General features: G+C 69.5%; 13 protein-coding genes. 8 read left to right on the top strand and 5 right to left on the bottom strand.

All coding sequences use genetic code 11. The annotated features are described in order from the left end of the window. Positions 1-4: 4 nt before the first annotated feature. Entirely contained in the window at positions 5-1,123 is a 1,119-nt protein-coding gene (gene tal / locus P8A18_RS06745) for a transaldolase (RefSeq protein WP_306052649.1), read from the bottom strand. A 34-nt stretch (positions 1,124-1,157) separates the two neighbouring features. Beyond that, positions 1,158-3,245 carry a transketolase gene (gene tkt / locus P8A18_RS06740; RefSeq protein ID WP_306052647.1) on the bottom strand — a complete coding sequence of 696 codons (2,088 nt, stop codon included), beginning with the start codon at positions 3,243-3,245 and terminating at the stop codon, positions 1,158-1,160. Between the two features lie 447 nt (positions 3,246-3,692). On the opposite strand from tkt, the gene P8A18_RS06735 reads away from it, so the two are divergent. Both P8A18_RS06735 and P8A18_RS06730 read left to right on the top strand, forming a co-directional pair. Continuing rightward, positions 3,693-4,646 carry a heme o synthase gene (locus P8A18_RS06735; RefSeq protein ID WP_306052645.1) on the top strand — a complete coding sequence of 318 codons (954 nt, stop codon included), beginning with the start codon at positions 3,693-3,695 and terminating at the stop codon, positions 4,644-4,646. 101 nt (positions 4,647-4,747) lie between these two features. Continuing rightward, positions 4,748-5,104, top strand: coding sequence for a hypothetical protein (locus P8A18_RS06730; protein ID WP_371933763.1), 357 nt, complete (start codon positions 4,748-4,750; stop codon positions 5,102-5,104). Positions 5,105-5,201: 97 nt separating this feature from the next. Here P8A18_RS06730 and P8A18_RS06725 read toward each other — a convergent pair whose 3' ends face one another. From P8A18_RS06725 to P8A18_RS06715, 3 genes are all read right to left on the bottom strand, one after another. Next, the gene (locus P8A18_RS06725) at positions 5,202-6,215 is read right to left on the bottom strand and encodes a COX15/CtaA family protein (RefSeq protein ID WP_306052641.1); all 1,014 of its coding nucleotides are present in this window, start codon (positions 6,213-6,215) and stop codon (positions 5,202-5,204) included. Between the two features lie 75 nt (positions 6,216-6,290). Then, positions 6,291-7,058, bottom strand: a complete 768-nt coding sequence (locus P8A18_RS06720) for an ABC transporter permease (RefSeq protein WP_306052639.1) — start codon at positions 7,056-7,058, stop codon at positions 6,291-6,293. After that, a complete protein-coding gene (locus P8A18_RS06715) occupies positions 7,055-8,002 on the bottom strand; it encodes an ABC transporter ATP-binding protein (RefSeq protein ID WP_306052637.1) in 948 nt (315 codons plus the stop codon). The genes P8A18_RS06720 and P8A18_RS06715 overlap by 4 nt, the downstream gene beginning before the upstream one ends. A gap of 136 nt (positions 8,003-8,138) precedes the next feature. Here P8A18_RS06715 and P8A18_RS06710 point away from each other — a divergent pair, with 136 nt between their 5' ends. From P8A18_RS06710 to P8A18_RS06685, 6 genes are all read left to right on the top strand, one after another. After that, positions 8,139-8,882 (top strand): helix-turn-helix transcriptional regulator, encoded by a 744-nt coding sequence (locus tag P8A18_RS06710; protein WP_306052635.1) that lies wholly within the window; start codon positions 8,139-8,141, stop codon positions 8,880-8,882. Beyond that, positions 8,879-10,300: a Fe-S cluster assembly protein SufB gene (gene sufB, locus P8A18_RS06705; RefSeq protein WP_306052633.1), complete on the top strand. Its 1,422-nt coding sequence runs from the start codon at positions 8,879-8,881 to the stop codon at positions 10,298-10,300. The genes P8A18_RS06710 and sufB overlap by 4 nt, the downstream gene beginning before the upstream one ends. A gap of 84 nt (positions 10,301-10,384) precedes the next feature. Then, positions 10,385-11,602: a Fe-S cluster assembly protein SufD gene (gene sufD / locus P8A18_RS06700; protein WP_371933644.1), complete on the top strand. Its 1,218-nt coding sequence runs from the start codon at positions 10,385-10,387 to the stop codon at positions 11,600-11,602. Then, positions 11,602-11,919, top strand: coding sequence for a bifunctional 3-phenylpropionate/cinnamic acid dioxygenase ferredoxin subunit (locus P8A18_RS06695; RefSeq protein ID WP_018555702.1), 318 nt, complete (start codon positions 11,602-11,604; stop codon positions 11,917-11,919). The genes sufD and P8A18_RS06695 overlap by 1 nt, the downstream gene beginning before the upstream one ends. A gap of 7 nt (positions 11,920-11,926) precedes the next feature. Beyond that, complete coding sequence (gene sufC, locus P8A18_RS06690; protein WP_306052629.1) at positions 11,927-12,718, top strand: Fe-S cluster assembly ATPase SufC; 792 nt, start codon at positions 11,927-11,929, stop codon at positions 12,716-12,718. After that, positions 12,715-13,971, top strand: coding sequence for a cysteine desulfurase (locus P8A18_RS06685; protein WP_018555704.1), 1,257 nt, complete (start codon positions 12,715-12,717; stop codon positions 13,969-13,971). Before sufC ends, P8A18_RS06685 begins: the two co-directional genes overlap by 4 nt. The last annotated feature ends 19 nt before the right edge of the window (positions 13,972-13,990 follow it).

Raw genomic sequence — 13,990 nt, 5'->3', positions numbered from 1 at the left:
GTGGTCAGCCCTCCGAAGGGGCGAGGCGCTTGAGCTCCGCCTCGGTCGAGTTCAGCAGGTCGGTCCAGGACGCCTCGAACTTCTCGACGCCCTCGTCCTCCAGGACCTGGACGACGTCGTCGTAGTCCACCCCGAGCTTCTTGATCGCTTCGAGGTCGGCGCGGCCCTGGTCGTACGAACCGGCGACGGTGTTGCCGGTGATCTCCCCGTGGTCCGCCACCGCGTCCAGAGTCGCCTCCGGCATGGTGTTGACCGTGTTCGGCGCGACGAGGTCGACGACGTACAGGGTGTCCTTGAGGGACGGGTCCTTCACACCGGTGGAGGCCCACAGCGGGCGCTGCTTGTTGGCGTGCGCCTTGTCGAGGGCGTCCCAGCGCTCACCGGCGAAGACCTGCTCGTACGCCTCGTAGGCCAGGCGCGCGTTGGCCAGGGCGGACTTGCCCCGCGCGGCCTTCGCCTCGTCGCCGCCGATCGCGTCCAGCCGCTTGTCGATCTCGGTGTCCACGCGGGACACGAAGAACGACGCCACCGAGTGGATCTTGGAGAGGTCCAGGCCGGCGGCCTTCGCCTTCTCCAGGCCCGCCAGGTAGGCATCCATGACCTCGCGGTAGCGCTCCAGCGAGAAGATCAGCGTGACGTTGACGCTGATGCCCCGGCCGATCGTCTCGGTGATCGCCGGCAGACCGGCCTTGGTCGCCGGGATCTTGATGAGCGTGTTCGGCCGGTCCACCAGCCAGGCCAGCTGCTTGGCCTCGGCGACGGTGGCCGTGGTGTTGTGGGCCAGGCGCGGGTCGACCTCGATGGAGACCCGGCCGTCCTGGCCGTCGGTCGCGTCGAAGACCGGACGCAGGATGTCGGCCGCGTCGCGGACGTCCGCGGTGGTGATCATGCGGATCGCTTCCTCGACGGTCACCCGGCGGGCGGCGAGGTCGGCGAGCTGCTGCTCGTAACCGTCGCCCGAGGAGATCGCCTTCTGGAAGATCGACGGGTTGGTCGTGACGCCCACGACGTGGCTCTGGTCGATCAGCTCCGCCAGATTGCCCGACGTGATCCGCTTGCGCGAGAGGTCGTCGAGCCAGATCGCCACGCCCTCGTCGGAGAGGCGCTTGAGTGCGTCTGTCATGAGAATTGCATCTCCTACTAGTCGTATAACAGCGTCAGCGCGCTGCGGCGGCGAGGGATTCCCGCGCGGCGGCGGCGACGTGTGCGCCGGTGAAGCCGAACTCGCGGAACAGGACCTTGGCGTCCGCCGAAGCGCCGTAGTGCTCCAGCGAAACGATCCGGCCGGCGTCCCCGACGTACCGGTACCAGGTCAGACCGATGCCCGCCTCGACGGCCACACGGGCCCTGACCGACGGCGGCAGCACGCTGTCCTTGTAACCCTGGTCCTGCTCCTCGAACCACTCGACACACGGCATCGACACCACGCGGGTCGGAATTCCGGCCGCCTGGAGCTCCTCGCGCGCCTCCACGGCGAGCTGGACCTCGGAGCCCGTACCGATCAGCACGACCTGCGGCTCGCCGCCCTCGGCGTCGCGCAGCACATAGCCGCCCTTCGCCGTGTCCTCGTTCGCCTCGTACGTCGGCACGCCCTGGCGGGTCAGCGCCAGACCGTGCGGGGCGCCCTTGCCGAACACCTTGGTGTAGCGGCGCAGGATCTCGCGCCAGGCGATGGCGGTCTCGTTGGCGTCGGCCGGGCGCACGACGTTCAGGCCCGGGATGGCGCGCAGCGAGGCCAGGTGCTCCACCGGCTGGTGGGTCGGGCCGTCCTCGCCGAGACCGATCGAGTCGTGCGTCCACACGTACGTCACGGGCAGGTGCATCAGCGCGGACAGCCGCACGGCGTTGCGCATGTAGTCGGAGAACACCAGGAAGGTGCCGCCGTAGACGCGGGTGTTGCCGTGCAGCGCGATGCCGTTCATGGCGGCGGCCATGGCGTGCTCGCGGATGCCGAAGTGGATCGTGCGCCCGTACGGGTCGGCCTCCGGCAGCGGGTTGCCCGCCGGGAGGAACGACGACGTCTTGTCGATCGTGGTGTTGTTCGAGCCCGCCAGGTCGGCGGAGCCGCCCCACAGCTCGGGGACGATCTCGCCGAGCGCCTGGAGCACCTTGCCGGACGCGGCGCGGGTGGCGACGCCCTTGCCGGCCTCGAAGACCGGCAGGCTGTCCTCCCAGCCCTTGGGCAGCTCGCCCGCGCGCACGCGGTCGAAGTCGGCGGCGCGCTCCGGGGCGGCCGCACGCCACGCGTCGAAGGTCTTCGTCCACTCGGCCTTGGCCTCGCGGCCCCGGTCCAGGGCGCGGCGGGTGTGCGCGATGACCTCGGCGGAGACCTCGAAGGACTTCTCCGGGTCGAAGCCCAGGACCCGCTTGGTCGCGGCGACCTCGTCGTCGCCGAGCGCGGAGCCGTGCGAGGCCTCGGTGTTCTGGGCGTGCGGGGCGGGCCAGGCGATGATCGAGCGGGCCGCGATGAACGACGGGCGCCCGGTCTCGGCCTTGGCGGCCAGCAGCGCGTGGTAGAGGCCCTCGGGGTCGAGGTCGCCGTTGGGCAGCTGGTCGACGCGCTGGACGTGCCAGCCGTACGCCTCGTAGCGCTTGACGGTGTCCTCGGAGACCGCGGTCTCCGTGTCGCCCTCGATGGAGATGTGGTTGTCGTCCCACAGCAGGACCAGGTTGCCCAGCTTCTGGTGCCCGGCCAGCGAGGACGCCTCCGCGGAGATGCCCTCCTGGAGACAGCCGTCACCGGCGACGACCCACACCATGTGGTCGAAGGGGGAGGTGCCGGGGGCCGCCTCCGGGTCGAACAGACCGCGCTCGTAGCGGGCGGCCATGGCCATGCCCACGGCGTTGGCGACACCCTGGCCCAGCGGACCCGTGGTCGTCTCCACCCCGGTGGTGTGGCCGTACTCCGGGTGGCCCGGGGTCTTGGAGCCCCAGGTGCGGAACGACTTCAGGTCGTCGAGCTCCAGGCCGTAGCCGGCCAGGTAGAGCTGGATGTACAGCGTCAGGCTGCTGTGGCCCGCCGAGAGCACGAACCGGTCGCGGCCGGTCCACTCCGCGTCGGCGGGGTCGTGCCGCATCACCTTCTGGAAGATGGTGTACGCGGCGGGAGCCAGGCTCATGGCCGTACCCGGGTGGCCGTTTCCGACTTTCTGTACGGCGTCCGCGGCGAGGACGCGGACGGTGTCCACGGCCCGCTGGTCCAATTCGGTCCACTGGAGGTCTGTGGTGGTCGGCTTGGTGCTCACCCTGAGTCAGGGCTCCTCTCCAACTGTTGTAGACCGGTGACTTCGACCGCACCGGATGCAGCCGAGCCTACCCTCGTCCGTACCCGCGATTTCCGGCTCCTACCAGGGTGCGGGCGGCCCGTGGAATCCGCCTCCCGTATGAGCGGGAAGGCTCACCGATGGGCCTCTCCGATGAGCGCGCGGGCCCACTCCTGAGACGCTCCGACGAGCGGCCGGGAGCGCGGTCGCGAGGCCCTCCGAAGCACCCGGCGCCGCCCCTGCGACACATGTACGTCACTCGTACGTGCGAAGCCTCGCGGGGGTGCTCCGCGACGGCCTCCGGCGCCACATCAACACGACCCCACCCCCGCGAAGGGCGGCCTGTCCCCAACGTCTACAGTGGTCGGGTTCGCGCAAGTCTTCACCGGGCCCTCACGCCCGGAGCTTGCTGGGATTTCTCTGTCAGGGGTGTGCGTGACGGCCGTCGAGTCCCGACCCGCAGGGGTCGCCTTGACTCCGAGCCCAGGGGGCCAACGCCCGTTCGGGGCCCGTGTCAAGGCATTCGTGGCACTGACCAAGCCTCGGATCATCGAGCTTTTGCTGATCACCACTGTTCCGGTGATGTTCCTGGCCGCTCAGGGTGTACCCGACCTGTGGCTCGTGCTCACAACCACCATCGGCGGCTATCTGTCCGCCGGCGGTGCCAATGCACTGAACATGTACATCGACCGCGACATCGACGCGCTGATGGACCGTACGTCGCAGCGCCCGCTGGTCACCGGCATGGTGAGCCCGCGCGAGTGCCTGGCCTTCGGCATCTCCCTCGCGGTGATCTCGACGGTCTGGTTCGGGCTGCTCGTCAACTGGCTGTCCGCGGCCCTGGCCCTGGGCGCCCTGCTCTTCTACGTCGTGGTCTACACGATGCTGCTGAAGCGACGTACCTCGCAGAACATCGTCTGGGGCGGCATCGCGGGCTGCATGCCGGTCCTCATCGGCTGGTCGGCCGTGACGAACACGGTCTCCTGGGCCGCGGTGATCCTCTTCGCCGTCATCTTCTTCTGGACGCCGCCGCACTACTGGCCGCTGTCCATGAAGGTGAAGGAGGACTACGCGCGGGTCGGCGTCCCGATGCTGCCGGTCATCGCCTCCAACCGGGTGGTCGCCCGCCAGATCGTCGCCTACAGCTGGGTGATGGTCGCCGTCTCGCTGCTGCTCACCCCGCTGGGCTACACCGGCTGGTTCTACACCGCGGTGGCCCTGCTGACCGGCGGCTTCTGGCTCTGGGAGGCGCACGCGCTGCTGGGCCGGGCCAAGTCCGGGGTGACCGGTACGAAGCTCAAGGAGATGCGGCTGTTCCACTGGTCGATCACCTATGTCTCCCTGCTGTTCGTCGCCGTGGCGGTGGACCCCTTCCTGCGGTAGCACCTCCGCTCCGGCCGACGGGCGGGGAGCGTGGCAGAGGCCACGCTCCCCGCCCGTCGCCAGTTGATCTACCCATCGGTAGCATCTTGTTCATGGCAGAGATGGCAGAGACGGCTGAGACCCAGCAGGCGGACGGCAGGCAGGCGGCGCGCGCGGAGCGCAGGGCGGCCCGGCTGGCCAAGCAGATCGGCGCCTTCGCGAAGGCGCACGGCGGCGCCGAGGGGCAGCTCGCCTACCTCGGGCAGATGGGCACCCGCATCGTCCTCGTGGGCGAGGACGGCGGCTGGGGCGACCTGGTGGCCCCCTCGTACGCGGTGGCCGAGAGCGCCGCGCAGCGGTCCGGGATCACCCTGCACGACGAGTTCGACGGCGAGTTCGCGGCGAAGGTGCACACCGGCCCGTACGAGTGGACGCGGATGGCCGGCATCCAGGTCGGCGGCCCGTCCAACAAGGCCTGAGGCCCACAGCCTGAGGCCCACAGAACGGATCAGGGGCTCCCGCTCCACGGCGCACAGCCGTGGAGCGGGAGCCCCTGATCCGTGGTCGAGCGCGGTGTCAGCCGGCCGCCGCGGGCTCCGGCCGCTCGGTCGCGGGCTCCGGAACCCGGGGGACCTCCACCGGCCGCTCGCGCAGCGACAGCAGGACCCGTACGACCCCGATCCACACCAGGCACGAGCCGAACATGTGCAGTCCGACCAGGATCTCCGGAGTGTCGGTGAAATACTGCACATAGCCGATCACGCCCTGCGCCATCAGGATCAGGAACAGGTCCCGGGCCCGGTGCAGCGGACCGATGGGGGCGTCCACCGCCTTCAGGACGAACCAGAGCGCGACGGTCAGGGCCACCACGACCCAGGCCAGGTCGGCGTGGAGCTGGGCGATCATCTTCCAGTCGATCGGGATGCGGTGCACATCGCTGGAGTCGCCCGCGTGCCGCCCGGCGCCCGTGACCACCGTGCCGACGGCGATCAGCAGCCCCGCCGCGACCGCCAGCAGCCAGGACAACTGCGCGACCGCCTTGCCGACCAGCGGGCGCGGTGCCTCGTCACCCTCACGCACCCGCTGCCAGGTCACCAGGGCGACCGCGAGCAGCCCCGAGGACAGCAGGAAGTGCGCCGCCACGGTGTACGGGTTGAGGCCGACGAGCACGACGATGCCGCCGAGCACGGCGTTGCCCATCACGATCCAGAACTGCGCCCAGCCGAGCCGGGTGAGGCTGCGCCGCCAGGGCTTCGCGGACCTGGCCGCGATGATCGCCCAGCCGACCGCCGCACACAGGACGTACGTCAGCATCCGGTTGCCGAACTCGATGACGCCGTGGAAGCCCATCGCGCTCGTGGTCGTCAGGCTCTCGTCGGTGCACTTGGGCCAGGTCGGGCAGCCGAGACCGGAGCCGGTCAGCCGGACGGCGCCGCCGGTCACGACGATGACGACGGCCATGACGACCGCCGACATGGCCGCGCGGCGCACCGTCCTGGGCTCGGGGGTCCAGCGCTCGGCGATGTACAGCAGCGGATTGCGCAGGGCTTGAGCGACTTCGGCTCTGGTCAGCTTGGGCACGCGCACCATCGTAGGACGCCGCTTGTGCAAGCTTTCACGAGGGGGACGAGTTACCCGAAACGGCGACGGAAAGCGTCCGCCCTCTCACTCCCAGCGGAAGAACCGCGCCGCGGCCCCGAGCCCCAGCACCGTCCAGACCGCGAGGATGCCCAGGTCGCCCCACGGCATCCCGGCGCCGTGCTGGAGGACGTCCCGCAGCCCGTCCGACAGGGCCGTGATCGGCAGCAGCCCGAGCACCGACTGCACGGCGTCCGGGAACTTCTCCAGCGGCACGATCACCCCGCCGCCCACCAGCAGCAGCAGGAACACCAGGTTGGCGGCGGCGAGCGTCGCCTCCGCCTTCAGCGTCCCGGCCATCAGCAGCCCCAGCCCGGAGAACGCGGCAGTACCCAGCACCAGAAGCAGCAGCACGGCGAACGGATTGCCGTGCGGCGACCAGCCGAGCGCGAACGCGATCACCGTCAGCAGGACCACCTGGAGCACCTCGGTGACCAGCACGGAGAGGGTCTTCGCGGTCATCAGCGCCCAGCGGGGCAGCGGCGAGGCGCCGAGCCGCTTGAGCACCCCGTAGCGCCGTTCGAATCCGGTGGCGATGGCCTGGCCGGTGAAGGCCGTCGACATGACGGCCAGCGCCAGGACGCCCGGTGTCAGGAAGTCGACCGGTTCGCCGGAGCCGGTGTCCACGATGTCGACGGAGCTGAACAGCACCAGCAGCAGCGTCGGGATGACCACGGTCAGCAGCAGCTGCTCGCCGTTGCGCAGCAGCATCCGCGTCTCCAGAGCGGTCTGCGCGGCGATCATGCGCGGCAGCGGGGCGGCGCCCGGCCGGGGGGTGTACGTACCGGCGCTCATGCGCGCAGCTCCTTGCCGGTCAGTTCCAGGAAGACGTCCTCCAGGGTGTGGCGCTCCACGGAGATGCCGGAGGGCATCACGCCGTGCTGTGCGCACCAGGAGGTGACGGTGGCCAGCAGCTGCGGGTCGATGTCGCCGGTGATGCGGTAGGCGCCGGTGGTCAGCTCGACCGCCTGGCTGCCGTCGGGCAGCGCCTTCAGCAGCGAGCCGAGGTCGAGTCCGGGCCGGCCGGTGAAGCGCAGGGTGTTCTCGGCCCCGCCCCTGCACAATGCCTCGGGACTGCCTTGAGCGACGATCCGGCCCGAGTCGATGACGGCGACCTCGTCGGCCAGCTCCTCGGCCTCGTCCATGAAGTGGGTGGTGAGCACCACGCTCACGCCGTCGGCGCGCAGCTCACGCACGAGGTCCCAGGTGGAGCGGCGGGCCTGCGGGTCGAGCCCGGCGGTCGGTTCGTCCAGGAAGACGAGCTCCGGCCGGCCGACGACGGCCATGGCCAGGGCGAGTCGTTGCTGCTGGCCACCGGAGAGCCTGCGGTAGGTGGTGCGGCCGCAGCCGCCGAGGCCGAGGCGCTCGATCAGGGCGTCGACGTCGAGCGGGTGGGCGTGCAGTTTCGCCGTGTGGCGGAGCATCTCGTCGGCGCGGGCCCCGGAGTGGATACCGCCCGACTGGAGCATGACGCCGATCCTCGGGCGCAGCCGCGTGGCGTCGGCGACGGGGTCGAGGCCGAGGACCCGCACCGTCCCGCCGTCGGGGCGGCGGTAGCCTTCGCAGGTCTCGACCGTGGTGGTCTTGCCGGCGCCGTTGGGGCCGAGCACGGCGGTGACCGCGCCGGCCGGGATCTCCAGGTCGAGGCCGTCCACCGCGGTCTTTTCGCCGTACCGCTTGACCAGGCCGCTGATCCGGACAGCCGGGCCGGAGGAGGGTGGGGCGGGCTCGCTGTTCATGGGAATCGAGTGTATGCAGCCGCCCCCGGGGGCCCGGCCCTGGGGCTTGATTAGGTAACCCTAAGTGATGGATTCCACGGTTGATCGTTTCGGAACGTGGTTGTCAGGGCCGGATGAATTACGCAACAATGGCGTTGTGAAATACATGGGCGAGGCTCCTCAGGAGGAACTCGCGACCGGTGAGCGCTCGACGCGCAACCGCGTCGCGCGCTCCATCCTGGACCACGGCCCGTCCACCGTCGCCGACCTGGCGAAGCGCCTGGGGCTCACCCAGGCGGCTGTCCGCCGCCACCTCGACGCCCTCGCCTGCGACGGCGTCGTGGAGGCCCGCGAGAAGCGGGTGTACGGGGCGCGGGCCCGTGGCCGTCCGGCCAAGGTGTTCGCCCTCACCGACTACGGCCGGGACGCCTTCGACCAGTCCTACGACTTGCTCGCCGCCGACGCTCTGCGCTGGATCGCCGAGCTCGCGGGCGAGGAAGCGGTCATGGCGTTCGCCCGCGCGAGGACCGCCGAGCAGTCGGCGGCCTACCGCGCGGCGATCGAGGCCGCGGACCCCGAGGACCGGACCGAGGCGCTGGCCAAGGCCTTGTCCGCCGACGGGTACGCTGCTACGGCGCGAAGCGCGCCGGGCCCGCAGCAGGGCGAGCAGCTGTGCCAGCACCACTGCCCGGTCGCCCATGTCGCCGAGCAGTACCCGCAGCTGTGCGAGGCGGAGACGGAGATCTTCTCCAGCCTCCTGGGGACCCATGTGCAGCGTCTGGCCACCATCGCCCACGGCGACGGGGTGTGCACGACGTACATTCCGCGCAGCGGACACCCCACCCCACAGACCACCGATTCAGCTTCTGCAAGCACCACGGCCGGGAGGAACCCCGCATGACGCTCCCTACGGAGACTGCCCACCCTGAGCTCGAGGGCCTGGGCACGTACGAATTCGGCTGGGCCGACTCCGACGCGGCAGGTGCGGCGGCCAAGCGCGGCCTCTCCGAGGCCGTCGTCCGCGACATCTCGGAGAAGAAGAACGAGCCCGACTGGATGCTGAAGCTGCGGCTCAAGGGCCTCAAGCTCTTCGGCAAGAAGCCCATGCCGAACTGGGGCTCGGACCTCTCGGGCATCGACTTCGACAACATCAAGTACTTCGTGCGCTCGACGGAGAAGCAGGCGGAGTCCTGGGAGGACCTGCCCGAGGACATCAAGAACACGTACGACAAGCTCGGCATCCCGGAGGCGGAGAAGCAGCGCCTCGTCGCCGGTGTCGCCGCGCAGTACGAGTCCGAGGTCGTCTACCACCAGATCAACGAGGAGCTGGAGGCGCAGGGTGTCATCTTCATGGACACCGACACCGCGCTGAAGGAGCACCCGGAGCTCTTCAAGGAGTACTTCGGCACCGTCATCCCCGTCGGTGACAACAAGTTCGCCTCGCTGAACTCGGCCGTGTGGTCGGGTGGCTCGTTCATCTACGTGCCGAAGGGTGTGCACGTCGAGATCCCGCTCCAGGCCTACTTCCGTATCAACACGGAGAACATGGGCCAGTTCGAGCGGACGCTGATCATCGTGGACGAGGACGCCTACGTCCACTACGTCGAGGGCTGCACGGCCCCGATCTACTCCTCCGACTCGCTGCACTCCGCGGTCGTCGAGATCATCGTGAAGAAGGGCGGCCGCTGCCGCTACACGACGATCCAGAACTGGTCGAACAACGTCTACAACCTGGTCACCAAGCGTGCCGTGGCCTACGAGGGCGCGACCATGGAGTGGGTCGACGGCAACATCGGCTCCAAGGTCACCATGAAGTACCCCGCCGTCTACCTGATGGGCGAGCACGCCAAGGGCGAGACCCTGTCCATCGCCTTCGCGGGCGAGGGCCAGCACCAGGACGCCGGCGCCAAGATGGTCCACATGGCCCCGAACACCTCGTCCAACATCGTCTCCAAGTCGGTGGCGCGAGGCGGCGGCCGCACCTCCTACCGCGGTCTGATCGAGATCGGCGAGGGCGCGCCGGGCGCGAAGTCCAACGTGCTGTGCGACGCGCTGCTGGTCGACACGATCTCCCGGTCCGACACCTACCCGTACGTCGACGTCCGCGAGGACGACGTGTCGATGGGCCACGAGGCGACCGTCTCCAAGGTCTCCGAGGACCAGCTCTTCTACCTGATGAGCCGCGGCATGACCGAGTTCGAGGCCATGGCCATGATCGTGCGCGGCTTCGTGGAGCCGATCGCGAAGGAGCTCCCGATGGAGTACGCCCTGGAGCTCAACCGGCTGATCGAGCTGCAGATGGAGGGTTCGGTCGGCTGATCCGCCGACGGCCGGGGCCCATGGCTCCGGCCCCCGAATCCTCCCGACATCTGTCCGACTGAGAAAGCGAGCACTACGACAGCCATGGCTGAGGCTCATAACTCCCCCACTCTCGGCTCCGCGCGAGCGGGGGGTCCCCCTCCTGCGGGGTCCACCACCTCCGGTTCCATCGCGGTGGCCGCGGAGTCGACCGTCGCCACGCGCATGAGCGCGCCCCCGTCCTTCGACGTCGCGGACTTCCCCGTCCCGCACGGCCGCGAGGAGGAATGGCGGTTCACCCCGCTGGAGCGGCTGCGCGGTCTGCACGACGGCACCGCCGTCGCCAACGGCGGCGGTGTGAAGGTCGCGATCGACGCCCCCGGGGGCGTCGAGGTCGAGTCCGTCGGCCGGGACGACGCCCGGCTCGGCAAGGCCGGCACGCCGGTGGACCGGGTCGCCGCCCAGGCCTACTCGTCCTTCGAGCAGGCCCACGTGGTCACGGTCGCCAAGGAGGCCGTGCTCACCGAGCCGGTCCGGATCGCCGTGCACGGCGAGGGCGGCGTCGCCTTCGGCCACCTGGTGGTCGAGGTGGGCGCCTTCGCCGAGGCCGTCGTCGTCATCGACCACACCGGTGACGCGGTGCTCGCCGCCAACGTCGACTACGTCCTGGGCGACGGGGCCAAGCTGACCGTCGTCTCCGTGCAGGACTGGGACGAGCGGGCCGTGCACGTCGGCCAGCACAACGCGCTGGTCGGCCGGGACGCCTCGTTCAAGTCGATCGTCGTCACCTTCGGCGGCGACCTGGTCCGGCTCCACCCCCGGATCGCGTACGCGGGCACCGGTGGCGAGGCCGAGCTGTTCGGCCTCTACTTCACCGACAAGGGCCAGCACCAGGAGCACCGCCTCCTGGTCGACCACAACACCCCGCACTGCAAGTCCAACGTGGCCTACAAGGGCGCGCTCCAGGGCGAGGACGCCCACGCCGTGTGGATCGGCGACGTGCTCATCCAGGCCGCGGCCGAGGGCACCGACACCTACGAGATGAACCGCAACCTGGTCCTGACCGACGGTGCGCGGGTCGACTCGGTGCCGAACCTGGAGATCGAGACCGGCGAGATCGTCGGCGCCGGCCACGCCTCGGCGACCGGCCGTTTCGACGACGAGCAGCTGTTCTACCTCCAGTCGCGCGGCATCCCGGCCGAGGAGGCCCGCCGCCTCGTCGTGCGCGGCTTCTTCGCCGAGTTGGTCCAGCAGATCGGTCTGCCGGACGTCGAGGCCCGCCTGCTCGACAAGATCGAGACCGAGTTGAAGGCCTCGGTCTGATGGCCTTCGTGAAAGCCTGCGCGCTGAGCGAGCTGGAGGACGACACCCCCAAGCGGGTGGAACTCGACGGCACGCCGGTCTCCGTCGTCCGCACCGAGGGCGAGGTGTTCGCGATCAACGACATCTGCTCGCACGCGAACGTCTCGCTGTCCGAGGGCGAGGTCGAGGACTGCTCGATCGAGTGCTGGCTGCACGGATCGAGCTTCGACCTGCGCACAGGCAAGCCGTCCGGCCTTCCCGCGACGCGCCCCGTCCCCGTATACCCCGTCAAGATCGAAGGGGACGATGTGCTCGTCTCCGTCACCCAGGAGTCCTGAGTCACCCATGGCAACGCTTGAAATCCGCGACCTGCACGTCACCGTCGAGGCCGACAACGCCACGAAGGAGATCCTCAAGGGCGTCGACCTGACCGTGAAGCAGGGCGAGACCCACGCCATCATGGGCCCCAACGGGTCCGGCAAGTCCACCCTCGCCTACTCGCTGGCCGGTCACCCCAAGTACACCGTCACCAGCGGCACGGTCACCCTGGACGGCGAGGACGTCCTGGAGATGTCCGTCGACGAGCGGGCCCGCGCCGGCCTGTTCCTCGCCATGCAGTACCCGGTCGAGATCCCCGGTGTCTCGGTCTCCAACTTCCTGCGCACCTCCGCCACCGCCGTCCGCGGCGAGGCGCCCAAGCTGCGTACCTGGGTGAAGGAGGTCAAGGAGGCGATGTCCGAGCTCCAGATGGACCCCGCCTTCGCCGAGCGCAACGTCAACGAGGGCTTCTCCGGCGGCGAGAAGAAGCGCCACGAGATCCTTCAGCTGGAGCTCCTCAAGCCGAAGGTCGCCATCCTCGACGAGACGGACTCCGGTCTGGACGTCGACGCGCTGAAGACCGTCTCCGAGGGCGTCAACCGGGTCCGCGAGTCCGGTGAGGTCGGCACGCTGCTGATCACCCACTACACGCGCATCCTCAAGTACATCAAGCCCGACTTCGTGCACGTCTTCGCCAACGGCCGCATCGCCGCGTCCGGCGGCGCCGAGCTGGCCGACAAGCTGGAGAACGAGGGCTACGAGGCCTACACGAAGGGTGGCCCCGTGAGCGGAGTGAACTCTGGAGGTGCGGTCGCGTGACACAGCTGCCGGGCCTCCTCGACACCGAGGCGATCCGCAAGGACTTCCCCATCCTGGACCGCACGGTCCACGACGGGAAGAAGATCGTCTACCTGGACAGTGCCGCGACTTCGCAGAAGCCGCGCCAGGTCCTCGATGCCCTCAACGAGTACTACGAGCGGCACAACGCCAACGTGCACCGCGGCGTGTACACGATCGCGGAGGAGGCCACGGCGCTGTACGAGGGCGCCCGTGACAAGGTCGCCGCTTTCATCAACGCGCCCAGCCGCAACGAGGTCATCTTCACCAAGAACGCCTCGGAGTCGCTCAACCTCGTGGCCAACATGCTCGGCTGGGCCGACGAGCCCTACCGGGTCGACCACGAGACCGAGATCGTCACCACGGAGATGGAGCACCACTCCAACATCGTGCCCTGGCAGCTGCTCTCGCAGCGGACCGGTGCGAAGCTGAAGTGGTTCGGCATCACCGACGACGGCCGCCTCGACCTGTCCAACATCGACGAGATCATCACCGAGAAGACGAAGATCGTCTCCTTCACCCTGGTCTCGAACATCATGGGCACGCACAACCCGGTCGAGAAGATCGTCCGGCGCGCCCAGGAGGTCGGTGCGCTCGTCTGCATCGACGCCTCCCAGGCCGCCCCGCACATGGTGCTCGACGTGCAGGCGCTCCAGGCCGACTTCGTGGCCTTCACCGGCCACAAGATGGTCGGCCCGACCGGCATCGGCGTGCTCTGGGGACGGCAGGAACTCCTGGAGGACCTGCCCCCGTTCCTCGGCGGCGGCGAGATGATCGAGACCGTGTCGATGCACTCCTCGACCTACGCGCCCGCCCCGCACAAGTTCGAGGCCGGTACGCCCCCGATCGCCCAGGCCGTCGGCCTCGGCGCGGCCGTGGACTACCTCTCGGCGATCGGTATGGAGAACATCCACCGCCATGAGCAGGCCATCACCGCCTACGCGGTGAAGCGGCTCCTGGAGGTGCCGGACCTCAGGATCATCGGCCCGGCCACCGCGGAGGACCGCGGCGCGACGATCTCCTTCACTCTCGGCGACATCCACCCGCACGATGTGGGCCAGGTCCTGGACGAACAGGGCATCGCGGTCCGGGTCGGCCACCACTGCGCCCGCCCGGTCTGCCTGCGCTTCGGAATTCCTGCGACGACGCGAGCGTCGTTCTATCTGTACTCCACGCCCGCCGAGGTCGACGCCCTGGTGGACGGGCTGGAACACGTCCGGAACTTTTTCGGTTAGAGCGGCTGGGGATTGACTC

It is taken from the genome of Streptomyces sp. Mut1 (assembly GCF_030719295.1).
Lineage (GTDB): Bacteria > Actinomycetota > Actinomycetes > Streptomycetales > Streptomycetaceae > Streptomyces > Streptomyces castrisilvae.
Note: the sequence above shows the minus strand (reverse complement) of the source record. Positions and strands in the feature narration are given on the sequence as shown.